Origin of the sequence: Nocardia sp. Root136 (genome assembly GCF_001427185.1) — a bacterium.
Lineage (GTDB): Bacteria > Actinomycetota > Actinomycetes > Mycobacteriales > Mycobacteriaceae > Nocardia > Nocardia salmonicida.
This window is the reverse complement of sequence record NZ_LMFE01000007.1, coordinates 131543-153932: the sequence shown is the minus strand read 5'-3', so window position 1 is coordinate 153932 and position 22390 is coordinate 131543. Positions and strand designations below refer to the sequence as shown.

Annotated in this window: 26 protein-coding genes; 10 read left to right on the top strand and 16 right to left on the bottom strand. The window is 67.3% G+C overall.

Going from position 1 to position 22390, the window contains the following annotated elements; translation table 11 throughout:
* Nucleotides 1-123 precede the first annotated feature (123 nt).
* Together ASD42_RS17905 and ASD42_RS17900 are read left to right on the top strand one after the other, a co-directional pair.
* Nucleotides 124-336 (top strand): type II toxin-antitoxin system VapB family antitoxin, encoded by a 213-nt coding sequence (locus tag ASD42_RS17905; protein WP_056818115.1) that lies wholly within the window; start codon nt 124-126, stop codon nt 334-336.
* Between the two features lie 113 nt (nt 337-449).
* Entirely contained in the window at nt 450-1121 is a 672-nt protein-coding gene (locus ASD42_RS17900) for a JAB domain-containing protein (RefSeq protein WP_056818113.1), read from the top strand.
* A gap of 16 nt (nt 1122-1137) precedes the next feature.
* Here the strand turns inward: ASD42_RS17900 and ASD42_RS17895 are convergent, their stop codons facing one another.
* Both ASD42_RS17895 and ASD42_RS17890 read right to left on the bottom strand, forming a co-directional pair.
* Nucleotides 1138-1854 carry a TetR/AcrR family transcriptional regulator gene (locus ASD42_RS17895; protein ID WP_056818111.1) on the bottom strand — a complete coding sequence of 239 codons (717 nt, stop codon included), beginning with the start codon at nt 1852-1854 and terminating at the stop codon, nt 1138-1140.
* Between the two features lie 28 nt (nt 1855-1882).
* Complete coding sequence (locus ASD42_RS17890) at nt 1883-3112, bottom strand: cytochrome P450 (RefSeq protein ID WP_056819187.1); 1230 nt, start codon at nt 3110-3112, stop codon at nt 1883-1885.
* A gap of 204 nt (nt 3113-3316) precedes the next feature.
* Here ASD42_RS17890 and ASD42_RS17885 point away from each other — a divergent pair, with 204 nt between their 5' ends.
* Nucleotides 3317-4207 (top strand): fructosamine kinase family protein, encoded by an 891-nt coding sequence (locus ASD42_RS17885; protein ID WP_056818109.1) that lies wholly within the window; start codon nt 3317-3319, stop codon nt 4205-4207.
* A gap of 80 nt (nt 4208-4287) precedes the next feature.
* On the opposite strand, the gene ASD42_RS17880 is transcribed toward ASD42_RS17885, so the two are convergent.
* The 5 genes from ASD42_RS17880 to sdhC form a co-directional block, all read right to left on the bottom strand.
* Nucleotides 4288-4797 (bottom strand): DoxX family protein, encoded by a 510-nt coding sequence (locus ASD42_RS17880; RefSeq protein ID WP_056818108.1) that lies wholly within the window; start codon nt 4795-4797, stop codon nt 4288-4290.
* A 141-nt stretch (nt 4798-4938) separates the two neighbouring features.
* On the bottom strand, nt 4939-5709 hold the full coding sequence (locus tag ASD42_RS17875) for a succinate dehydrogenase iron-sulfur subunit (protein WP_056818106.1): 771 nt from the start codon (nt 5707-5709) through the stop codon (nt 4939-4941).
* The gene (sdhA, locus tag ASD42_RS17870) at nt 5709-7460 is read right to left on the bottom strand and encodes a succinate dehydrogenase flavoprotein subunit (protein WP_056819186.1); all 1752 of its coding nucleotides are present in this window, start codon (nt 7458-7460) and stop codon (nt 5709-5711) included. Before sdhA ends, ASD42_RS17875 begins: the two co-directional genes overlap by 1 nt.
* A 34-nt stretch (nt 7461-7494) precedes the next feature.
* On the bottom strand, nt 7495-7929 hold the full coding sequence (locus tag ASD42_RS17865; protein WP_056818103.1) for a succinate dehydrogenase hydrophobic membrane anchor subunit: 435 nt from the start codon (nt 7927-7929) through the stop codon (nt 7495-7497).
* A 1-nt stretch (nt 7930) separates the two neighbouring features.
* Nucleotides 7931-8335: a succinate dehydrogenase, cytochrome b556 subunit gene (gene sdhC, locus ASD42_RS17860; protein ID WP_056818101.1), complete on the bottom strand. Its 405-nt coding sequence runs from the start codon at nt 8333-8335 to the stop codon at nt 7931-7933.
* Between the two features lie 290 nt (nt 8336-8625).
* On the opposite strand from sdhC, the gene ASD42_RS17855 reads away from it, so the two are divergent.
* From ASD42_RS17855 to ASD42_RS17845, 3 genes are all read left to right on the top strand, one after another.
* Nucleotides 8626-9027 carry a cytidine deaminase gene (locus ASD42_RS17855; RefSeq protein WP_056819183.1) on the top strand — a complete coding sequence of 134 codons (402 nt, stop codon included), beginning with the start codon at nt 8626-8628 and terminating at the stop codon, nt 9025-9027.
* A gap of 27 nt (nt 9028-9054) precedes the next feature.
* Complete coding sequence (locus ASD42_RS17850) at nt 9055-10341, top strand: thymidine phosphorylase (protein WP_056818099.1); 1287 nt, start codon at nt 9055-9057, stop codon at nt 10339-10341.
* Nucleotides 10342-10469: 128 nt separating this feature from the next.
* Nucleotides 10470-11567, top strand: coding sequence for an adenosine deaminase (locus tag ASD42_RS17845; RefSeq protein ID WP_056818098.1), 1098 nt, complete (start codon nt 10470-10472; stop codon nt 11565-11567).
* A 52-nt stretch (nt 11568-11619) separates the two neighbouring features.
* Here ASD42_RS17845 and ASD42_RS17840 read toward each other — a convergent pair whose 3' ends face one another.
* The 5 genes from ASD42_RS17840 to ASD42_RS17820 are packed head-to-tail and all read right to left on the bottom strand — an operon-like array spanning nt 11620 to nt 15059.
* Nucleotides 11620-12861: a hypothetical protein gene (locus tag ASD42_RS17840; RefSeq protein WP_056818096.1), complete on the bottom strand. Its 1242-nt coding sequence runs from the start codon at nt 12859-12861 to the stop codon at nt 11620-11622.
* A gap of 14 nt (nt 12862-12875) precedes the next feature.
* Complete coding sequence (locus tag ASD42_RS17835) at nt 12876-13235, bottom strand: YbaB/EbfC family nucleoid-associated protein (RefSeq protein ID WP_056818094.1); 360 nt, start codon at nt 13233-13235, stop codon at nt 12876-12878.
* Nucleotides 13232-13585: a hypothetical protein gene (locus ASD42_RS17830; protein WP_056818092.1), complete on the bottom strand. Its 354-nt coding sequence runs from the start codon at nt 13583-13585 to the stop codon at nt 13232-13234. Before ASD42_RS17830 ends, ASD42_RS17835 begins: the two co-directional genes overlap by 4 nt.
* Nucleotides 13582-14733, bottom strand: a complete 1152-nt coding sequence (locus ASD42_RS17825) for a C40 family peptidase (protein WP_056818090.1) — start codon at nt 14731-14733, stop codon at nt 13582-13584. The genes ASD42_RS17830 and ASD42_RS17825 overlap by 4 nt, the downstream gene beginning before the upstream one ends.
* Complete coding sequence (locus ASD42_RS17820; RefSeq protein WP_056818089.1) at nt 14730-15059, bottom strand: hypothetical protein; 330 nt, start codon at nt 15057-15059, stop codon at nt 14730-14732. Before ASD42_RS17820 ends, ASD42_RS17825 begins: the two co-directional genes overlap by 4 nt.
* A 147-nt stretch (nt 15060-15206) precedes the next feature.
* Between ASD42_RS17820 and upp the strand changes: the two genes are divergently transcribed.
* Nucleotides 15207-15830, top strand: coding sequence for a uracil phosphoribosyltransferase (upp, locus tag ASD42_RS17815; protein ID WP_056818087.1), 624 nt, complete (start codon nt 15207-15209; stop codon nt 15828-15830).
* 1 nt (nt 15831) lies between these two features.
* Here upp and ASD42_RS17810 read toward each other — a convergent pair whose 3' ends face one another.
* Genes ASD42_RS17810 through ASD42_RS17800 form a run of 3 tightly spaced genes read right to left on the bottom strand, consistent with a single transcriptional unit; the run spans nt 15832 to nt 18341 of the window.
* Entirely contained in the window at nt 15832-16056 is a 225-nt protein-coding gene (locus ASD42_RS17810) for a hypothetical protein (protein ID WP_056818085.1), read from the bottom strand.
* Nucleotides 16053-17561 carry a phospho-sugar mutase gene (locus ASD42_RS17805; protein WP_056818083.1) on the bottom strand — a complete coding sequence of 503 codons (1509 nt, stop codon included), beginning with the start codon at nt 17559-17561 and terminating at the stop codon, nt 16053-16055. The genes ASD42_RS17810 and ASD42_RS17805 overlap by 4 nt, the downstream gene beginning before the upstream one ends.
* Nucleotides 17562-18341 carry a purine-nucleoside phosphorylase gene (locus tag ASD42_RS17800; protein WP_056818081.1) on the bottom strand — a complete coding sequence of 260 codons (780 nt, stop codon included), beginning with the start codon at nt 18339-18341 and terminating at the stop codon, nt 17562-17564.
* Nucleotides 18342-18466: 125 nt separating this feature from the next.
* Here ASD42_RS17800 and ASD42_RS17795 point away from each other — a divergent pair, with 125 nt between their 5' ends.
* The 3 genes from ASD42_RS17795 to ASD42_RS17785 all read left to right on the top strand — a co-directional run bounded on the left by ASD42_RS17795 (nt 18467) and on the right by ASD42_RS17785 (nt 21712).
* Nucleotides 18467-19168: an enoyl-CoA hydratase-related protein gene (locus ASD42_RS17795; RefSeq protein WP_056818079.1), complete on the top strand. Its 702-nt coding sequence runs from the start codon at nt 18467-18469 to the stop codon at nt 19166-19168.
* 49 nt (nt 19169-19217) lie between these two features.
* A complete protein-coding gene (locus ASD42_RS17790) occupies nt 19218-20420 on the top strand; it encodes a M20 family metallopeptidase (RefSeq protein ID WP_056818077.1) in 1203 nt (400 codons plus the stop codon).
* 125 nt (nt 20421-20545) lie between these two features.
* Nucleotides 20546-21712: a M20 family metallopeptidase gene (locus ASD42_RS17785; protein ID WP_056819181.1), complete on the top strand. Its 1167-nt coding sequence runs from the start codon at nt 20546-20548 to the stop codon at nt 21710-21712.
* A 39-nt stretch (nt 21713-21751) separates the two neighbouring features.
* On the opposite strand, the gene ASD42_RS17780 is transcribed toward ASD42_RS17785, so the two are convergent.
* Nucleotides 21752-22213 carry a gamma-glutamylcyclotransferase gene (locus ASD42_RS17780; protein ID WP_056819179.1) on the bottom strand — a complete coding sequence of 154 codons (462 nt, stop codon included), beginning with the start codon at nt 22211-22213 and terminating at the stop codon, nt 21752-21754.
* Nucleotides 22214-22390: the final 177 nt, after the last annotated feature.

Here is a 22390-nt window from a genome sequence, read left to right as displayed (position 1 = left end):
CTGACGGTCCCCGCGCATAGCTGTGCGGACTTGCGAACACGCGGTTTCGGTAACGACGCGGTGAATTAGCGGACGAGCCGAGCGGCCATCGCGCAAAATTGCGAGCGTAGAAGAGGAGGTTGCGTGCGCACCCTGCGAATAGATCTCGATCAGCGCCTGCTGGCCGCTGCCGCCGACATCATGGGCACCGCCGACAGCAATGCCACCGTCAACGAGGCGCTGCGCCGCATCGTGGTGCACGAACGTCAGCTACGGAATTTGGAACGCTTGATGGCGGATTCGGTATTCAGCACAGATCCGCCCACTGATTCCGTCCTCCTCGCGGAGTCGACCTAGGGGGACAGGTCCAGGTTCGGGTTCGTCACCGAGGTGGTGGCCGAGGGGTAGCCCGAGTCTGTCGGTACCCCCTGCGATTATCGGAGTCAGTCACCGATCCGCAGGGGGATACGATGTCGGTTCCGATCGCGAGTTTGCCTGTCGCCCAACGCCCGCGCGAGCGACTGCGCATGCTCGGCCCACACGCGCTCAGCGACGGCGAACTGCTGGCGCTGCTGCTCGGCCAGGGCACCCGTGGCCGATCCGCACTGGAGGTCGCCGCTCAATTGATCGGCGATTACGGCGGTTTGGCCGAACTCGCCGCTGCCCGGCCCGAGGAACTGGCCGTCCACGCCGGCATCGGCCCAGCCAAAGCCGCCACGGTCGTCGCCGCCTTCCACCTCGGCACCCGCTCGCGCACCCCCACCGAGTCGCTACCCCAGCTCGCCACCCCCGAAGACATCGCGGCCGTAGCGATCCCGCTGTTCGCGGGCGCCCGCGTAGAGCGCCTGCTCGTCCTCGTCTGCGACACCCAAAACCGCCTACGTCACCGGGCTTTCGTCGCCGAAGGCGCCATCGACCACGTCGCCGTCCCCGTCCGCGAAATCCTCAACACCGTCCTGCGCCACGACGGCCGAGCCTTCGCGCTGGTGCACAACCACCCCTCCGGCGACCCGACTCCCAGTCCCGACGACCGCCGAGCCAGCACCCTGCTCCACCAAGCCGCCCGCACGGTGGGCCTGCGCTACCTGGACCACCTCGTCGTAGCGGGCGAAATCTGGTCCACCGCCGCACCTTTCCCGTGACCGAGGGGTGGTTCTCTCAGCCGGCGAAACCGGTGGTGCGGGCGAGGTCGGCGAGCATGGCGTCGAACATGATCTCCGGGTCGGCCAGGGGGATCGGGTAGTTGCCGAACACCTCGAGGGTGACGTGGCCGAACAGGCGGGCCCAGATCTGCACCATCAGATACGTCACGCCGAGGTCGAGCTTCTCGGCGGGGAACTTCTGTCCGGATTCGGAGAGCATGGCGAGCAGGTCGGTCTGGAAGCCGACAAGGTCGTCGCGGAGCGCGGCCGGGATGGTCTCGCCCGGTGGGGTGGCGATCTCGAAGTTCGCCAGGAGTCCGCCCGCGGCGGCGAGGAAGATCCGGCCGAAGGGTTCGTCGAAGCGGTGCATCATCGACCGTTGCGAGGTGGGCGAGGCGAACACCAGGGTGAATTCCCTCGGGTTCGCCAGCGCCCAGTGCCGGAAGCCCCGGCAGATGGCAAGGAACCGCACCGCGCCGTCATCGGGCAGCGGCTCGATCTCGGTCGAGAGGAACTGGGCGAGATCGGCACAGAACTCCACTCGCATCCGCTCGATCAACTCGTCGCGTGACGAATAGTGCCGATACAGCGCGGGCGCGGTGACGCCGAGTTCGCGGGCAATCGCCCGCAGGGTGACCGCGTCCGTGCCCTGCTCGGACAGCAGCGCCCGGGTGACCCGCCGGATATCGGCATCGGTCACCACCGGCGCACGGCCACGCGCCTTGCCCGTCACCCGGCCACCCCCTCGATCACACGTCGGTTCAAGCGTATTCGACCTCCCAGCGCTTGATGCCGTTGAGCCAGCCGCTGCGCAGCCGCACCGGCTCGGCGACCTGGCGCAGGTTCGGCATCGCGTCGGCAATGGCATTGAACATCAGGTCGATCTCCAGGCGGGCCAGATTCGCGCCGACGCAGTAGTGGGTGCCGGTGCCGCCGAAGCCGACATGCGGGTTGGGGTTGCGCAGGATGTCGAACCGGAAGGGGTCGACGAAGGCCTGGTCGTCGAAATTGGCCGAGCTGTAGAACAAGCCGATGCGCTGGCCCTTCTTGATCTGCTGCCCGCCGAGTTCCAGGTCGCGCGTGGCGGTGCGCTGGAAGGCGGTCACCGGCGTCGCCCACCGCACGATCTCGTCGGGCGCGGTGCGCGGACGCTGCTCCTTGTAGAGCTCCCACTGATCCGGGTTGTCCACGAAGGCCTTCATGCCGTGGGTGATCGAATTGCGGGTGGTCTCGTTGCCCGCGACCGCGAGCAGGATGACGAAGAACGCGAACTCGTCCGAGCCGAGGTGCTCGCCGTCGACGTCGGCGTTCACCAGCTGGGTGACGATGTCGGCCGCCGGACAGCCGCGGCGCTGTTCGGCCATGTTCCAGGCGTAGCCCATCACCTCGGCGGTCGCGGTGTGGTGGTTGCCCTCGAACTCCGGATCGTCGTAGGAGATCATCTGATTGGTCCAGTCGAACAGCTTCATGCGGTCCTCCTGCGGTACGCCGATCAGCTCGGCGATGGCCTGAAGCGGCAGCTCACACGCGATCTGCTCGACGAAGTCGCCGCGACCGGCCTTCTTGGCCTCCCACACGATCCGCTCGGCTCGCTCGGTGAGCGCGGCACGCAGGTTCTCCACCGCGCGTGGGGTGAAGCCCTTCGACACGATCCGCCGGATCTTGGTGTGCTGCGGCGGGTCCAGGTTCAGCATCAGCATGTTGCCGAGCATGTCGATCTGCTCGCGGGTGGTCTCCTCGTTGAACCGGATGATCGCGGTGTTCTCGTGCGAGGAGAAGTCCTCCGGATTCTTCGAGATCTCCTTGATGTCGGCCAGCGTCGACACCACCCAGTACCCGCCGTCGTCGAAGCCGCTGGCGCGGTCGGGCTGCGCGCACCACCAGACCGGAGCGGTGCGCCGCAGTTCGGCGAACTCTTCGATCGGCAATCGGCTGGCGAGGAGATCGGGATCGGTGAAATCGAATCCCGCGGGGATGTTTGTGCTGGTCACGGCAGTCTCCTTCGATCCGGTGCGCGGATGTCGCACCGTGATGTGGAACACGTTCTCCACGATGAAACCACGTCGAGGCTGTTTATGAACAGCGTTTAGTAATACCTGTTCACAAACTGGTTCGATAGTTTCGGGACGTGGGGTCCGGTCCTGGGATCTCCCGATTCGCCGACCACCACCGGCCGTCCTGGGCAAGATGGCGGCGTGGACCTGCCGTTTCTGCGTGCGAACCCGCACCTGTTGCCGACGTTTCTCGCTCATCAGCGGCTGCGGACGACGCCTGTCGCGGGTGGGTCGATCAGTGTCGCCGAGCGGATCGCGCTCGACGATGGAACGCATCTATTCCTGAAGACCTGGCCCGGCGGGGTGTCCGCAGCCCCGACCGTCGAGCCCGCGCCCGCTCCGCCCGGGCTTTTCGCGGCGGAAGCGCAAGGGCTTCGTTGGCTGCGGGAGGCGGGTGGGGTCGCGGTCCCGGAGTTGTACGCGCAGACCGACGAGCTGCTGTTGATGCAGTGGGTTGACCATGCCGAGCCGACCGCCGCTGCCGCCGAACGATTCGGTGCGGGATTGGCGGTCACCCATGATGCGGGCGCCTCTGAATTCGGCGCTGCCGCCGAAGGTTTCCTCGCGGGACTTCCCCTCGACAACACCCCCGGCCAGGACTGGCCGACCTGGTACCGCGAGCGCCGAATCCTGCCGTACCTGAAACTCGCCGTCGACGCGGGCGCCCTCGACCCCGCCGACGCCGGCTCCATCGAGTCGATCCACATCGAAGCCCCCGCCGAGCCCCCCGCCCGAATCCACGGCGACCTCTGGCCGGGAAACATCCTCTGGGGCTCCTCCGACACCCCCTGGCTGATCGACCCCGCCGCCCACGGAGGCCACCCCGAAACGGACCTGTCAACCCTGTCCCTCTTCGGCGGCGCCCCCTACCTCCCCCGAATCATCGCCGCCTACAACGAAGTCCACCCCCTGGCCCCCGACTGGCAAACCCGCATCCCCCTCCACCAACTCCACCTCCTACTGGCCCACGCCGTCCTCTTCGGCCGCTCCTACCGAACGGCCGTCCTGGACGCGGCTCACCCTTACCGCTAGCTGGTCGTAACGGGACATGTTGTGTCAGAACGAAGGCCATCAACATCATTCGATGCTGATGGCCTTCGCCGGTGTGGTGTTCAGATCGGCGACGGCTCCTGTCGCCGCATTGCGGGCAGGACACGAGGTGCCGAACGGGTGGCCCAGATCGCGAACCCGATGTACAGGACCTGTTCCGGGATCCTCTGCCACAGGGGCGAGGCAGGCTCTCCCGCGAAGGGGATGTCGTTGAGGGCGGCGTAGATGTTGGCGGGCAGTAGCAGGAGGAACAGGGGGACCAGGGCCCAGCCTGCCAGCCATCGAGTGCGGGTGAGGACCAGGCCGATCGCAGCGAGCAGTTCCAGGACGCCGCTGGCGAGGACCATGAAACCGGGGAACGGGACGAAGGGCGGGATCATCGCGACCATGTCGGCGTAGTTCGGCATCACGGTGACGCTCGCGGGCATGAAGTGCGCGGTCCCCGTCATCACCAGCATGACGGCCAGTGCGTGGGCGGCGCTGACGGACCACGAGGCGAATCGGGTCACGCCGAGTGCTCCGAGCGTTCGGAAGACGACGAGCGAGCCGATCAGAGCTACGAGGGTGATCATAAGGACTCCCAGAATGGATACTGTTACTATCTACTATGGATAGTAACACTATCCACCTTGCTGGCATTCCCGCAAGTACCGACGAACGACACAGGCCGCCCACACCTTTCGGTGTGGACGGCCTGTGCGGAGTAAGAAGGATCAGCGGGTGAAGAGCAGGGCCCGCTTGACTTCCTGGATCGCCTTGGTGACCTCGATGCCGCGGGGGCACGCGTCGGTGCAGTTGAAGGTGGTGCGGCAGCGCCAGACACCTTCGACGTCGTTGAGGATGTCGAGGCGCTCGCGGGCGCCTTCGTCGCGGCTGTCGAAGATGAAGCGGTGGGCGTTCACGATCGCGGCCGGGCCGAAGTAGCTGCCGTCGGTCCAGTACACGGGGCACGAGGTGGTGCAGCAGGCGCACAGGATGCACTTGGTGGTGTCATCGAAGCGGGCCCGGTCGGCCTGGCTCTGGATCTGTTCGCGGGTGGGCTCGTTACCCGAGGTCATCAGGTAGGGCTTCACCGCGCGGAACGCGTCGAAGAACGGCTCCATGTCGACCACGAGGTCCTTCTCCACAGGCAGGCCGCGGATCGGCTCGACGGTCATGGTGAGGGTCTTGTCGCCCTTGGGCAGCAGGTCCTTCATCAGCACCTTGCACGCCAGGCGGTTCACATTGTTGATCCGCATGGCGTCGGAGCCACACACACCGTGGGCACAGGAGCGCCGGAAGGTGAGGGTGCCGTCCAGGTAGGACTTGATGTAGATGAGCACGTTGAGGAAGCGGTCGGTCGGCAGGACCGGCACCTGGAACGAATCCCAGTAGGCGCCCTCGCCGTTCTCCGGGTTGAAGCGGGCCACCTTGACGGTGACCATGACCGAGCCCTCGGGCACCGGCGCCGGCTTCTGCTTTGCGGTATCGACTGCAGCAGTCATCAGTACTTACGCTCCATCGGCTCGTAGCGGGTCTGCACCACCGGCTTGAAGTCGAGGCGGATCTCGGAGATGAGCTCCGGCCCCTCCTTGTACGCCATCGTGTGCCGCATGAAGTTCACGTCGTCGCGGTCCGGGTAGTCCTCACGGGCGTGGCCGCCACGCGATTCCTTGCGGTTGAGCGCGCCGACGACGGTGACCTCGGCCAGCTCGAGCAGGAAGCCCAGCTCGACGGCCTCGAGCAGGTCGCTGTTGTAGCGCTTGCCCTTGTCCTGCACCGTGATCCGGGTGTAGCGCTCCTTGAGCGTGTGGATGTCGGTGAGGACCTTCTTGAGGGTCTCCTCGGTGCGGAACACGCCCGCGTTGGCATCCATCGTGGCCTGCAGTTCGGTGCGGATGTCGGCCACGCGCTCGTTGCCGTGATCGGACAGGATCAGCTCGAGCCAGTCCATCACCATCTGCGACGGGTTCTCCGGCATCTCGACGAACTCGGTGCGGTTGGCGTACTCGGCGGCCGCGATGCCGGCGCGACGGCCGAACACGTTGATGTCGAGCAGCGAGTTGGTGCCGAGACGGTTCGCGCCGTGCACCGACACGCAGGCGCACTCACCGGCTGCGTAGAGACCGGGGACCACGTCGGTGTTGTTGCGCAGGACCTCGCCACGGATGCGGGTGGGGATACCGCCCATCACGTAGTGGCAGGTCGGCATGACGGGCACGAGCTCGGAGACCGGGTCGACGCCGAGGTAGGTGCGCGCGAACTCGGTGATGTCGGGCAGCTTCTCCTCGAGCACGTCGGCGCCGAGGTGGGTCACGTCGATGTAGACGTAATCCTTGTTCGGGCCTGCGCCACGGCCTTCGGCCACCTCGAGCACCATCGAGCGGGCGACGATGTCACGCGGCGCGAGGTCCTTGATGGTGGGGGCGTAGCGCTCCATGAAGCGCTCGCCGGAAGCGTTGCGCAGGATGCCGCCCTCGCCACGAACAGCCTCGGAGATGAGGATGCCGAGGCCGGCGAGGCCTGTCGGGTGGAACTGGTGGAACTCCATGTCCTCGAGCGGCAGGCCCTTGCGGAACACGATCGCCATGCCGTCACCGGTCAGCGTGTGCGCGTTCGAGGTGGTCTTGTACATGCGGCCCGAGCCGCCGGTGGCGAACACGATCGACTTCGCGTGGAAGATGTGGATCTCGCCGGTCGACAGCTCGTAGGCGACGACGCCGGTGGCGACGGGGCCACGATCGGACTCGGTCATCACCAGGTCGAGCACGTAGAACTCGTTGTAGAACTCGACGTCGTGCTTGACGCAGTTCTGGTAGAGCGTCTGCAGGATCATGTGACCGGTGCGGTCGGCGGCATAACACGCGCGACGCACGGGCGCCTTGCCGTGGTCACGGGTGTGGCCACCGAAACGACGCTGGTCGATCTTGCCCTCGGGCGTGCGGTTGAACGGCAGGCCCATCTTCTCCAGGTCCATGACCGCGTCGATGGCCTCTTTGGCCATGATCTCCGCGGCGTCCTGGTCGACGAGGTAGTCGCCACCCTTGACGGTGTCGAAGGTGTGCCATTCCCAGTTGTCTTCTTCGACGTTGGCCAGCGCGGCGCACATGCCGCCCTGGGCCGCGCCGGTGTGGCTACGGGTCGGGTACAGCTTGGTCAGGACCGCGGTACGAGCGCGCGGGCCGGCCTCGATCGCCGCGCGCATGCCCGCGCCACCGGCGCCGACGATGACCACGTCGTAGCGATGCTCCTGAATCGGACGGGATTCACTCATGCGAGGTGGCCTGTTCCTAACCTGTGATGTTGGGGTCGAAGGTGAAGATGACGTACGTGCCGACAGCGACGACCAGGACCATCGAAATCGCGAGGATGGTCTTGAGCCAGAACCGGGTGGAGTCCTTGCGCGAGTAGTCGTCGATGATGACGCGCAGGCCGTTGCCGCCGTGCAGCTGAGCCAGCCACAGCATCGACAGGTCCCAGAACTGCCAGAACGGGCTGGACCAGCGACCGGCCACGAACGCGAAGTTCAGCCGGTTCACGCCACCGTCGATCATCAACATGATGAACATGTGGCCGAGCACGAGGACGATCAGGAACAGGCCCGAGATGCGCATGAACAGCCATGCGTACTTCTCGAAGTTGCCGTTCGACTTGGCACGCGGCGAGCGCGGGGAGTCGAGGCTGGCCGGGCGATCGTAGGACTTGCCGAGGACAGGTGCAGACATATCAGTGCTCCGTCAGCAGGTAGAAGAACTGGCGGCCGATGCCGGCGGCGGAGACCAGAATCCAGATGGCGAGGACGATCCACAGCATCTGCTTCTGGAATCGCGGACCCTGGGACCAGAAGTCGACCAGGATGACCCGGACGCCGTTGAGGGCGTGGAACAGGACGGCGACGACGAGACCCATCTCCATCAACGCCACGACCGGGTTCTTGTAGATCGCGATCGAGTGGTCGTAGGTGTCCGGGTTGACCCGGACCAATGCCGTGTCCAGCACGTGCACGAAGAGGAAGAAGAACAGCGTGACACCGGTGATCCGGTGCAGCGCCCAGGACCACATGCCGGGGTCGCCGCGGTACAGCGTCTTCCGCTTCGGCTGGGCCGGAGCCGGAGCTTCTATCGTGGTCATAGAGTGCGGTGCCTCCAACGTCGTTGATGGACCCGGTCACAGATCCGACGCCGGCATGCGTGGAGAGGCAAATGCCCAGGTGGCTGCGCTGTATTCTCGAGCGCTCGCCCGCCGCCGGGAACCTGAACCGATCTTCGCTGAACTCTAATCCCCTCTGTTTCGCGGAACTAATTCGGCGTGCCGCGCGTTGCGCGTAAAACAGGCGAGTTAGGTTTACCTTTCCCAATGCCGAATACTGGTGTTTCGGCCCCTGTTTCCCTGTGTTCGGCGGGATCCGCTGGAGGTTTTCGATGCCCGAAATCGACTGGAATACGTTGCATGACATGGCGATTCGCGCTATGGGGTCGGCGTATGCCCCGTACTCGGGTTTCCCGGTCGGCGCCGCTGCTCTCAGCGCGGATGGCCGAATTGTGAGCGGATGCAATGTGGAAAATGTCTCATATGGGCTAACCCTGTGTGCCGAATGTGTACTCGTCGGTAACTTATTCGTGTCGGGTGGCGGGCGTCTCATCGCCGTCTCCGTGACCGATTCCCGCGGCGAAATCCTGATGCCGTGCGGGCGCTGTCGCCAGCTGCTGTTCGAACACGGTGGGGGCGAACTTCTGGTGGATCATGCCGAGGGTCCGAAGCCGCTGTCGGAGCTCCTGCCCTATGCCTTCGGACCGGATGACCTGGCAGCCGGACAGCGGTAGTCGGATCGCAGTGCCAGACTTGGCGGCATGACGGCACTGGATGCGGTTTCAGTCATTACTACCAAGCGCGACGGCGGAGAGCTGTCCGACGCACAGATCGACTGGGTGGTGGACGCGTTCACCCGGGGGATCGTGGCCGACGAGCAGATGTCGGCGCTGGCCATGGCGATCGTGTGGCGGGGAATGACCCGGCGCGAGACCGCGCGGTGGACGGCGGCGATGATCGGGTCGGGTACCCGGATGGACTTCACCGATCTGCCGCGACCGACCGTCGACAAGCATTCGACCGGTGGGGTCGGCGACAAGATCACCCTCCCGTTGGCTCCGCTGGTAGCCGCGTGCGGGGCGGCGGTGCCGCAGTTGTCGGGGCGTGGGCTCGGGCACACCGGCGGGACGCTGGACAAACTCGAGGCGATCCGCGGCTGGCAGGCCGACGTGACGGTGCCCCGGATGCGCGAGATCCTGACCGACCCGGCGATCGGCGCGGTGATCTGCGCCGCGGGCGCCGATCTCGCCCCCGCCGACAAGCGCCTCTACGCGCTGCGGGATGTGACCGGGACGGTCGAGTCGATTCCGTTGATCGCGAGTTCGATCATGAGCAAGAAGATCGCCGAGGGGACGGCGGCGCTGGTGCTGGATGTGAAGGTCGGCTCGGGTGCCTTCCTCAAGACGCTCGACGGCGCTCGCGAACTCGCCACCGCGATGGTCGAGCTCGGGCGCGACGCGGGGGTGAAGACCGTCGCGCTGCTCACCGCGATGGATACACCGCTCGGGCGCACGGCGGGAAATGCGCTGGAGGTGGCCGAGTCGGTGGAGGTTCTCGCTGGTGGGGGGCCTGCGGATGTGGTCGAGCTGACGTTGACGCTGGCGCGGGAGATGGTCGCGCAGGCGGGGCTGCGGATCGATCCCGCCGATGTTCTCGCTGACGGTCGGGCGATGGATCACTGGCGCGCGATGATTCAGGCGCAGGGCGGGGACCCGGATGCCGCACTGCCGGTCGCGCGGCACAGCGAGATCGTGCGGGCGGAATCGAGCGGGGTGCTGACTCGGCTCGACGCGATGGGGGTGGGCGTCGCCGCGTGGCGGCTGGGCGCGGGGCGTGCTCGGCAAGGGGAGAAGGTGCAGGCGGGAGCCGGCATCGAGATGCATGCCAAACCGGGGGATTCGGTGGTGGCGGGACAGCCGTTGCTGACGCTGCACACCGATACGCCGGAGGCGTTCGCCGGGGCTTCGGCTGCTCTCGCCGACGCGGTGACGATCGATTCCGCGCCCGACGGTAAGCCGGGGGAGTTGGTGCTCGGGCGGATCGAGTGAGTGCGAGCCTCGAGGTTCGCGCATGCCGGATGGCCCGCAATAGTCCTTTGCGGGACGGATAATCAACGAGACGGTTGCCACGTGGGGACTTCGCTGCCGGGATCGGCGCGGGCCGCTACCGTCTATACATGACTGGACCGGCGCCCCTTGACCTAGCTTCGATCCGACGCGCACCGAAGGCCTTGCTGCACGATCACCTCGACGGTGGTCTGCGGCCCTCGACGGTGCTAGAGCTGGCCGCGGACTGCGGCTATGACGAATTACCCGCTGCCGATGCCGAGAGTCTGGGGGCGTGGTTCCGCGACGCCGCCGACAGTGGGTCGCTGGAGCGGTATCTGGAGACGTTCGCGCACACGGTCGCGGTGATGCAGACCCCCGAGGGGCTGCGTCGGGTGGCGCGGGAGTGCGCCATCGACCTCGCGGCCGACGGGGTCGTCTACGCGGAGGTGCGGTTCGCGCCCGAGCAGCATCTGGAGAAGGGCCTCACGCTCGACGAGGTCGTCGAACACACGCTCGCGGGATTCCGGGAGGGCGAGGCGATCGCGGCCGAGCAGGGCAATGCCATTCGGGTGACGTGTCTGCTCACGGCGATGCGGCACGCGGCCAGGTCGCGCGAGATCGCGGAGCTCACCGTCCGGTTCCGCGACAGCGGCGTCGGCGGTTTCGATATCGCGGGCGCCGAGGCGGGATTCCCTCCCACCAGGCATCTGGACGCGTTCGAGTATCTGCGAGCCAACCACGCGCACTTCACGATTCACGCGGGTGAGGCGTTCGGCTTGCCGTCGATTCACGAGGCGCTGGCGTTCTGCGGCTGTGATCGGCTCGGCCACGGAGTGCGGATCACCGACGACATCAGCGTCCCCGGCGATATCGAGGACGCGCAGCTCGGCCTGGTCGCGAACTATGTGCGCGATATGCGGGTGCCGCTGGAACTGTGTCCCTCGTCGAATGTGCAGACCGGCGCGGTGCCCTCGCTGGACAAGCATCCGTTCGACCTGCTCGCCCGCCTGCGCTTCCGGGTCACCGTCAATACCGACAACCGGCTGATGAGCGACACTTCCATGAGCGAGGAGATGCGCAAGCTGGTCGACACCTTCGGCTACGGCTGGAGCGACCTGGAACGCTTCACCATCAACGCCATGAAGTCGGCCTTCATCCCGTTCCCGGACCGGCTGAAGATCATCGACGAAGTGATCAAGCCGGGTTACGCGGTATTGCTCGGTTGACATGAATCAGGGGTGGCACCGAACCGGTGCCACCCCTGATCTCATCGAAGCACTACTCGCTGACGAGGCGCGCCTCGAACGCACGCTGCAGGTCGCGGAACTGCTGGGCCTCCGACGCGTACGGCGGGTTCGGCGCCATCCGGTTCGGATCCGGGTTGAGCAGGTACGAGACGTACCAGCCGAGCGGATTCGACTGCGCGAGAGCGGTTTCCACGCTGTCGTCATCGGCGTAGTCGGCGGCGTCGCTGAACAGTTCGACAGCGAGGTCGAGCTGTTCGATGTCGACCGCCTCCGGCCCCTCGGCCAGATCGTCGACCAGACCGGTGAGCACGTAGACGTTCTCGTCGGTCACTTCGACCTCGAGCGAACCGTCCACCGCCGCGGTCTGCACCTCGGCGAAGGTCGACACCCGGGCCAGCTCGTGCTCGTGATCGTCGGCCAGGTAGCGGGCCAGTGCGCGCTCGGAACCGAAGACGGTGATGCTGCGGCCGTCACCGAGGAAGATCGGCTCGTCGTCGAGGTAGCAACGCAGGGTGAACTGCTCGCCGTCGGAGGTGACGATCTTGACGGGGTCGATGCCGACCTCGTCCCAGAAGGAATCCTCTTCCTCTTCGTCGTCGGTGGCGGTGAGGTCGACGTTCTCGAACTCTTCCTCCTCCTCGGCGACATCGTCGGCGTCGACCTCGTTCTCCTCGGCCGCCAGCAGCTCCGCCTCGGCGACGGCGACCGCGGCCGCGTCGACCTCGGGGGTGGTCACGACGCCGTCGATCGCGTCGAGCACGTCGTCCCAGCCCTTGACGATCGCGGCGCCGACCTGGTCCCACAGCTCTTCGCCGTCGCGGCCGACGAACGTGCTCGCCCCGCTGGCCAATGCGCCGAGCACCGGGTTGTTGCCGAAGAACTTGGTCACCACGTCGAGCTCGCACACCTCGGCGATATTGCGCACCATCGCCAGGGTGTCCTCGAGCTCGCCGATGACATCGACGTCCGGTTCGCCCGCGGCCAGTTCCGGCACCGAGACCAGATCGAAGCTGAAGTTCTCCTCCGGCTCCAGCTCAGCGGCCGAAAGACCGACGATGACCGCCCAGGACGGGTGGTCGACGAGGTCGTTGTCGGAGTTGGTGCGGATGAACGCCGCCAGCTCCGCAACGGACTCGAATCCGTAGAGGTCGTCCTCGTGACCGAGGAACGCCTCCCACTCGTCGTCACCGTCGCGCCAGCGCGGTGCCCACAGGGTGACGAGATCGCCATCGGTCAGACCGAGCTCGATCGGGACGATGTCTCCAGAAGCCATGACGCGAAGCCTAGCTAGCTCGAGCGCCGGGCACTATCCGGCCCGGGTGCTAATTGCCCGTCGGGCTGTGCACTCGGTCCGGTGAGCGATTCGTTCAGTGTCGCAATGATGTTGGAACGCGCCTCACCGGCCGTCTCGGTGGCCTGTTTGCAGGCGGCCAGGATGAGCGCGGCGGCCTCGGTGGGCGCCAGCGTGGTGATGCCTTCGTCCAGTGTCAGGGCGACGAGGGCGCCCTCGCTGTTCACCTCGGCGGTGACCAGCCCGTCCTCGGTGGTGAAACGCCCGTTGACCTGCTTCAACCCGTACAGTGCCGCTTCGAGCGCCTCGAGCTTTCCGGTGACGCCCGCGACCAGGGCGTCCATTTCCGCACTCACAGTGGCCTCATCCAACTCGTCTGACCGGTGTCGGCGTCGTCGATGCGATCGAGCTCGTCGACCGCCTGACGCCGGGTGGGCAGGTTCATCTTGTCGAGCAGTTCATCGGGGATCTGCGCCTGTTCGCTGTAGACCTCGCGAAGGCGGGCGGCGGCGGCGATGGTCGAGCGCCGGGTCAGGCGCAGGATCTCGTCGGCCAGCGCCTGGGCGCCGAACTGGTATTCGCTGCGCTCGAACTTGATCGCGATCGGCAGACCCATGCTGGTCGCGCGGACCGAGATCGTGCCCGACCGGTTGGTGCTGACCGCGGACTCCACATTGGGCACCTCGGGGATCGGCGTGCCGCTCATTCGGTGGGCCTGTAGAAGCCGTAGAACTCCATGCCACTGTTCTCCGTTCGGATGGAACTGATCGAAACCGGATCGCCCGCCTCGACGAGCTGCCCGTTGCCGACGACCATGGCGACATGGCCGTCCCACACGGCCAGATCGCCCGGCATCAGGTCACCGGGGGATACCTGAGGATTGCCGATGTGCTGTTCCTGTGCCAACCGCGGCAGTTCGACCCCGGCCTCGCCGTAGGCGTACTGGGTGAGCCCGCTGCAGTCGATGCCCGACTGGGGGTCGTTGCCGCCCCACACGTACGGGGTGCCGACCGCGCCGATGGCCGAGCGGACCGCGGTCGCGGCCTTCTCGTTGGGCGCCTCGACCGTGCTGCCGTCAGGCAGGGTGATCTTGACGCCGGTGCCGGACCCGGTCGACGAACCGGCCGACGACCCCGTCGAACCGCCCGTTCCCGCGCCCGCGCCCGTGCCGCCGGTGGTGGTCGACTTCGAGGTGCTGCTGTTGCTGCCGCCCATCGCCGTCGACAGACCCGATCCCATGGCGCTGAGCACCGTGCTGCCGGTGCTCGCCGCGGTCGAGAGCAGACCGGAACTCGACGCCGAGGACACGAGGTTGCTCGCGCCGGACGAGACGTTCGCCAGCGACGTGCTCGACGGTGCGGGGGTGAGTTCCTGGATCGCGGCGGTCTGGGTGCTCATTTCGTCCTGCACCCGGCCGACGACGCCCATGCCCTGACCGATGTGGTCGATCGCCGAGCTCACCACGGCGGTCAGACCGGCGGGTGTGCCGAGGGTGGGGCTGAGCGCGGACACCTGGGACAGGAACGAGTTGACGATCCCGTCGAGCTCCTTCTGCCCGGTCTCCACATAGGCGGCGGCCTGGTCGACGACGGTCGCCATCTCGGTGCCGTTGTCGCTCAGCGTGGCCGAGGACGTCTGCACGCGCAGCGCCTTGGACGTGGCCGCGTCGACGGCCTGGCCGTCCCACGCGGTGTTCACGTTGTTGATGCTGTAGCGACCCTGTTGATAGATCTGGTCGAGGTTGGTCGAGGTCGAGCGCAAGCCGTCGGAGGCGCCGCCGGTGCCGACCACGCCGGTGCCGAAGCTCGACAGCAGATCGAGGAGGGGCTGAGCGAGCCCGGTGAGGTCGATCATGCGTCGGTACCGAGTTCGCCTGCGGTGGCGGTGATTCCGGCCGCGTTGTTCAGGTCGGTCTCGACGAGAGTTGTCGCGGCGCTGGCGGTGGCCAGCCCCATGCTGCCCATGACAGCGGACAGCTGGGCGATCGCCGCCACGTGACCGGCGTGCGCGGCAGAGTAGGCGGCGGTGAAATCTCCGCCGATGAGACCCATGATGGGGCCGAGCAGAGTGGGGTCGGAGGCAACCGAACCAGCCGCCGCGGTGGCCAGTTCCGTGGCCATCACCTCGGCAGCCGCGCTGTACGCGACGATGCCCTCGGCATCGGCTGACATTTTCGTCATCGAACTTCCCCCAATCCTCGAGTTCCCGGGCAGAGTACGTCACTCAGTACCTTGGACGCACCGACTCCGCATTCGGTTCCCTCGACCGCGAAAATATTTCCCCAGCGGTCGTAGGCGCGAAGCGCCAAGCGACCCTATCGTCTTTTCATGCGCACCGACACTGTCGACCATCCGCTCGCCGCAACCCTGCTCAGCACCATGCGGGACGCCCGTACCGACAACGCCACCTTCCGCAATGCTCTGGCCGATCTCACCGGCATCCTCATGTACGAGGCGCTGCGCGACGCGCCGGTGGTGCGCGAGCCGATCGACACGCCGGTCGCGGTCACCGACGGCGTCCGATTGGCGTCGCCGCCGCTGCTGGTGCCGGTGCTGCGGGCCGGGCTCGGCATGGTCTACGCCGCAGCCGAACTCGTCCCCCAAGCCCGCGTCGGTTTCGTCGGCATCGCCCGCGACGAGCAGACCCACGAGCCGGTGCCCTACCTCGAGTCGCTGCCCGCCGACCTCACCGGCCTGCCCGTCTTCGTCCTGGACCCGATGCTGGCCACCGGCGGTTCGATGCGCCACACCATCGAACTCCTCGTCGCCCGCGGCGCCACCGACATCACCGCCGTCTGCGTCGTCTCGGCCCCCGAAGGCGTTGCCGCCTTGGCGGCCTCGGGCCTGCCGGTCCGCCTGGTCACCGCCGCCGTCGACGAGAAACTCAACGAGAACGCCTACATCGTCCCCGGCCTCGGCGACGCGGGCGACCGCCAGTTCGGCCCACGCTGACTCAGCCTTCGGGGCCGACGAACAGCTCGAGGTGGTCGCAGACGGTGCAGCGGTAGGCATCGACGGTGCGAGCTGTCTTGCGGGAGTGCCGCTTGCCGCCGAAGAAGCCGTGCTCGAACGGACCCTCCAACCAACGGGATTCGCCGTGCGCCTGTTGGCCGGTGTCCTCGATGAGGCCGAGCCTGAGAACGGTTCCGCCGCAATGGGTGCAGTGTCGTGCAGTCACCGCGCCACAGTACTGAGGGACTTGCAGTAGTCGGCCAGTGCTGCGAGGCGGTCGTCGGCGGCGAGGTGCGCTTGGGGGAGCGCCGCGTCGTCGGCCACCGGGGCGAAAACTTCCAGGTAGCACTTGAGTTTGGGTTCGGTGCCCGACGGGCGGACGACGATGCGGAAGTCGTCGGCGTCGAAGATCAGCGCGTCGGTGCGCAATCGGCCGCGGACCTGCGCCTGGTCGGTGAATTTCACCGGGGTGCCTGCGATTTCGCTGGGTGGATTCGCACGCAGGGCGGCGACCAGCACGGTCGCGGCGGCCTGGTCGGGGAGGCGCAGCGAGACCTGGCCGCCCGCGTGCAGGCCGAATTCTGCGGCGTAGGAGTCGAGCTCGCCCTGCAGCGTCGTGTCCTGAGCTTTCAACAGGGCGACGAGGTCGGCGGCGGCCACCGCGGCCGAGATGCCGTCCTTGTCACGGACCTTCGAGGGGTCGACGCAGTGTCCGATGGCTTCCTCGTAGGCGTAGACGAGTCCGTCGCCAGCCCTTGCCAGCCATTTGAAGCCGGTGAGGGTCTCGGCGTAGCGAGCCGAACGCGCGGCGGCCAGCTTCGACAGCAGGCGCGAGGACACGATGGTCGTGGCGACGAGCGGGTCGGTGGGACGCGTACGCAGCACGTAGTCGGCCAGCAGCACGCCGGTTTCGTCACCGCGCAACATGTGCCAACCGTTCGGGCCGGGCACGCCGAGCGCACAGCGATCAGCATCGGGATCGAGCGCGATCGCCACATCGGCTTCGATCCGCTCGGCCAGCGCGAGCAACAGATCGGCGGCGCCCGGCTCTTCCGGATTGGGGAAGGCGACGGTGGGAAAGTCGGGATCGGGGGCGAACTGTTCCTCGACCACATGCACGTCGGTGAACCCCGCCGCGGCCAGCGCGCGCACCGCGAGCTCGCCGCCGACACCGTGCAGGGCGGTGAGCGCGATCCGCACACCCGCCCGCTCGCCGGGACCGCCCAGCAGGCCGGGCAGTTCCGCGACGCGCTCGAGATAGCGATCGACCAGGTCCGCACCGGAAACCGAAACAGTTTTCCGCGCAATCGGTTCGACAACCGCCTCGATGTGCTTCTCGATCTCGCTGTCGGCGGGCGCGATCAACTGCGACCCGCCGTCGAGATACACCTTGTAACCGTTGTCGGCGGGCGGATTGTGCGAGGCGGTGATCTGCACTCCCGCCACCGCACCCAGCTCGCGCACCGCGAACGCCACCACCGGAGTCGGCACCGGATCCGGCAGCACTGTCACCGGAAAGCCCGCGGCGGTGAAGATCTCAGCGGTCGCCGTGGCGAACTCGGCCGACCCGTGCCGCGCGTCCCGTCCCACCACCACGGCCCCGCCGCCGAGGCACCGCTCACGCAGCCAGTCGGCCAGCCCGGCCGTGGCCCGCGACACCGTCGTCACATTCATGCCGTCCGGGCCCTCGCGCAACGGTCCACGCAGGCCTGCGGTCCCGAAACGCAGCATCTACACGCGCTCCAGAATGCCGCGCAGCAGCTTGCCCAACCGGGGCGCCGCGGCCTGCCCTTCGGCCAGCACCTCCGCGTGCGAAAGATGTTCCCCGGTAACGCCCGCGGCCAGATTGGTGACCAGCGAGATGCCGAGTACCTTCGCGCCGAGCGAACGCGCCTCGATCGCCTCCAGCACCGTCGACATGCCGACCAGATCGGCGCCGATGGTCGCGAGCATGCGGATCTCGGCAGGCGTCTCGTACTGCGGACCGATGAGCCCGGCGTACACGCCTTCGGTCAGGCTGGGGTCGATTTCCCTTGTCAGCGCCCGCAATTCGGGGTCCCAGGCGTCGACCAGGTCGACGAATCGCGCACCGACCAACGGGGTGCGCGCGGTGAGGTTGATGTGATCGGCGATCAGTACCGGCTCACCCACCTGCAGCCCGGCCCTGAGCCCGCCCGCGGCATTGGTGAGCAGCACGATCTCGGCGCCCGCCGCGATCGCCGCCGTCACCGGATGCACCACCTGCTGGGGCGTATAGCCCTCGTACAGGTGCTGACGCCCCATCAGCAGCAGCACGTTGTTGTCGTTCACGGTGACCGAATGCACCATGCCCCCGTGCCCCTGCGCACTGGGTTTGCCGAAGCCGGGCAGCTCCGTCATCGGGATCGAGGCATGCGGCGCGCCGATCTCGGCTGCTGCCTCCTGCCACCCCGATCCCAGCACCACGGCCACGCGATGACGCGGCACCCCCGTACGTTCGGCAATCGCCGCAGCGGCCTGTTCGGCAGTCATGAAGGGAGTCTAAGCCGCGTGGGCGGTGGGTGTCCCCGGCCCGAGCGGCAGCGGCGCCACGGTGCGGCCCCCACGTGTCGTACCCGCGAGTAGGTACGCCTTCCGTCGCGGTTTATTCTCCCTGCATGCCGTATTTGGAGCGCTCTGGTGATGTTTTCGTCCTGTACCTCGGCAACGAGGGTGAGACAGACAACGAGAACCGTTTCTCGCCGGACTGGATCGAAGCCTTCCACGCCGCACTCGACAAGGTCGAGGCGTCCGAGGGTGCTGCCGCGCTGGTCACCGTCGCGACCGGCAAGTACTACAGCAACGGCCTCGACACCGATTACGTCTTCGGCAACCTCGACAAGATCCACGGCTACCTCGACCGGGTGCACTCCCTCTACACCCGCCTGCTGACCTTCCCGTTGCCGACGATCGCCGCGGTCAACGGCCACGCGTTCGGCGCGGGCGCCATGCTGGCCACCTCCCACGACTTCCGCGTGATGCGCGGTGACCGCGGCTTCTGGTCGCTGCCCGAGGTGCACCTGGGCATGCCGTTCACCGTCGGCATGAACGGCTTGCTGAAGGGTCGCCTGAGCAACCAGGTGTGTGTCCAGGCGATGACCACCGGCCACCGTTTCAGTGCCGACGAGGCCATCGCCGCGGGCATCGTCGATGCCAAGGCCGACGCCGACGAGGTGCTGCCCGCCGCGATCGCCCGCGCCGCCGCGCTCACCAGCCTGCGCAAGCCGATCACCCCGATCATCAAGACCGCGCTGCACGCCGAGACCCTCGCCGCGCTGGCCACCCCCGTTACTCCGGAGAATCTTCCCTTCGGCAACTGACCCCGCTCGCCGGTGCGCCGCTGTCGGGCACTGATGCAAGACTGGGGGTATGGCACCCTCGCGCACCGGCGAACTCACAGCCACCGCCTCCGACGCCGCGATTATGGCTGCCTCGGACGAGCTGATCGGGCTCTCGCACGCGATCCACGCCGAACCCGAGTTGGCCTTCGCCGAAACGCGTAGCGTCGCCAAGGTCCTCGCGCCGCTGGTCGAGCGCGGATTCGCGGTCACGACGAACGTCGCAGGCCTGTCGACGGCCTTTCGCGCCGTGTACGGCAGCGGCCCGCTCACCGTCGGTATCTGCGCCGAATACGACGCGCTGCCCGAGATCGGGCACGCGTGCGGGCACAACATCATCGCCGCGTCCGCCGTCGGCGCCGCCCTCGGACTGGCCGCCGTGGCCGACGCGCTCGGCCTGACCGTGGTCGTGCTCGGCACGCCGGCGGAGGAGAGCGGCGGCGGCAAGGTGCTCATGCTGGAAGCGGGCGCTTTCGACGACATCGCGATGGCGATGATGGTCCACCCGGGCCCTGTCGATATCGTCGGCGCGCGCTCCTTGGCGTTGGCCGACCTCGCCATCGCCTTCCACGGCCGCGAAGCGCATGCCAGCGCCGCGCCCGAACTGGGCCGCAACGCGGGCGACGCGGTGACCGTGACCCAGGTTGCTGTCGGCTTGCTGCGACAGCATCTGCGACCCGGTCAGCAGCTGCACGGTATAGTGTCCGACGGTGGCGTGGCCCCCAACATCGTGCCCGGGCGTGCGGAGTTGCTGTACTACCTCCGCGCGGCCGATTCCGACTCCCTCGACGACCTGATGCGCCGAGCGAAGGCGTGTTTCGAAGCGGGCGCCCTGGCAACCGGCTGCACCCACGACATTCGGACGCTCGCGCCCACCTATACCGAGCTCACCCCCGATCCGGTTCTCTCCGCTGCCTACCGCGCGCAGATCACCGGGCTGGGACGGACGCCGATGGCGCCCGAGCTCGAGGTGCTGCGACCGCTCGGGAGCACCGACATGGGCAACGTCACCAACGTCGTTCCCGGTATCCACCCGGTGATCGGCATCGACGCGGGTGGCGCGGCAACCCATCAACCCGCGTTCGCCGCCGCCGCGGTGAACGCCTCGGCGGACCAGGCGGTGCTCGACGGCGCGCTCGCGTTGGCGCGTACCGCTGTCGCCGTGGCAGGCGATGAAGTACACAGGGACAGGTTGTTGCAACGGCTGATCGAACGACAGGAGGATATTCGGTGACCATTTCCGGCCATCCGGGCACCGCACGCGCAGGCTCCGACGCGCTATCGATGGGTGTGGGAACCCCCTCGATGGCACGCGAGACCGCAGCGTGTCCGACCACGCCGGACACCGAACCAACTCTGATGTCGGGAACCGAGATCATCGACGCATGGCTGGCCGAGCACACCGGTGACCTGGTGCAATGGCGCAGGCACATCCACGCCAACCCCGAGTTGTCCCGGGCGGAGTTCGCCACCACCGAGTTCGTCTCGGGCTGGCTCACTAAGGCCGGATTGACCTGGGAAGTACTGCCGGGCGGCACCGGATTGATCTGCGACTTCGGCCCCACCGATCGTCCGCGCATCGCCTTGCGCGCCGATATGGACGCGCTGCCGATGCAGGAATTCACCGGTCTGACCTTCGCCTCGACGGTGCCCGGTGTGTCGCATGCCTGCGGGCACGACGCGCACACCACGGTGCTGCTCGGTGCCGGGCTCGCGCTGGCCGAGGCTCAGGACAGGTTGCCGGTCGGGGTGCGATTGGTGTTCCAGCCTGCCGAGGAAGTGATGCCCGGTGGTGCGCTCGATGTGGTCGCGGCCGGCGGGATGACCGGGGTCGATCGGATCTTCGCGCTGCATTGTGATCCGCGTTTGGAGGTCGGCAAGGTCGGCGTGCGGACCGGGGCCATCACGTCGGCGGCCGATACGGTCGAGCTGGTGCTCGATTCGCCGGGTGGGCATACTTCGCGGCCGCATCTGACCAGCGACCTGGTCTACGCGATCGGAACTGTCATCACGGGTCTGCCCGGGTTGCTGAGCCGACGCGTCGATCCTCGGACCAGCACGATCATGGTCTGGGGTGCGGTGAGCGCGGGCAAGGCGCCCAACGCGATTCCGCAGACGGGCATGCTCACGGGCACCGTGCGCACCGGCGATCACGCCACCTGGCTGCTGCTGGAACCGCTGGTCCGCGAGATCGTCGACGGCTTGCTCGCGCCGACGGGCGTGCGCTACCAGCTCAATTACAAGCGCGGTGTGCCGCCGGTGGTCAACGATCCGACGTCGGCGCTGATGTTCGAGAACGCGATCCTGGGGATGGGCGAGGACGCGCTGGCCGACACTCCGCAGTCGGGCGGCGGCGAGGACTTCTCCTGGTACCTGGAGGAAGTGCCCGGCGCCATGGCCAGGCTGGGCGTCTGGTCCGGTGTCGGCGAGCAGTTGGATCTGCACCAACCGACGTTCGACATCGACGAGCGCGCGCTGGCGGTCGGCGTGCGAACCCTGACCAACATCATCCTGCAGGCACACTGAGCGAACCCGCGCCGGTCACGTGACCGGCGCGGGTTCCTCTCAAGCTCCGGGCCCGACGTTCTTGCTGTTGCGGGTGCGCAGGGCGTGGACGTAGTCCTCTGGGGCGCCTGCTTTTTCGGCCGCGTCGGCGATCACGCCGATGTAGCGGGCCGAGGGAAGGCCGCCCTCGTAGGCGTCGAGGACGTAGAGCCAGGCCAGGCGGGACTCGCCCTGGGTGCCGGTGACTCGGATTCGGATCTTCTTGTGGATACCGAAGTCGGAGCCCTCCCAGCGGTCGAGGCTGTCCTCGTCCTCGGGGGAGACGTCGTAGAGCACGACGAATACCCGCGAGCCGGGATCCTCGACGACGGTGGCCAACGGCCCTTCCCAGCCGATGTCGTCACCGGCGAAGGTCAGGCGCCAACCCTCCAGCCACCCGGTCCCGGACATGGGCGAATGCGGGCAGCGTTCCAGCATCTGCGTCGAGTCCATGTTGGACCCGTAGGCGGCATAGATCGGCACCATGGAACTGTAGCCAATAACCCCGGTGGAATTCCCGTCTCCCTCCCAGATCGGCTGACCGTCACACTTGCCGGTGGCGCAGAACACGGCGCGGAACACGCGCACCGTTGTTCACCGATCCGACCCGGCCATGTCACATCGCACCTGAAATGATGAGTCGACAGCACGGACGAGCCC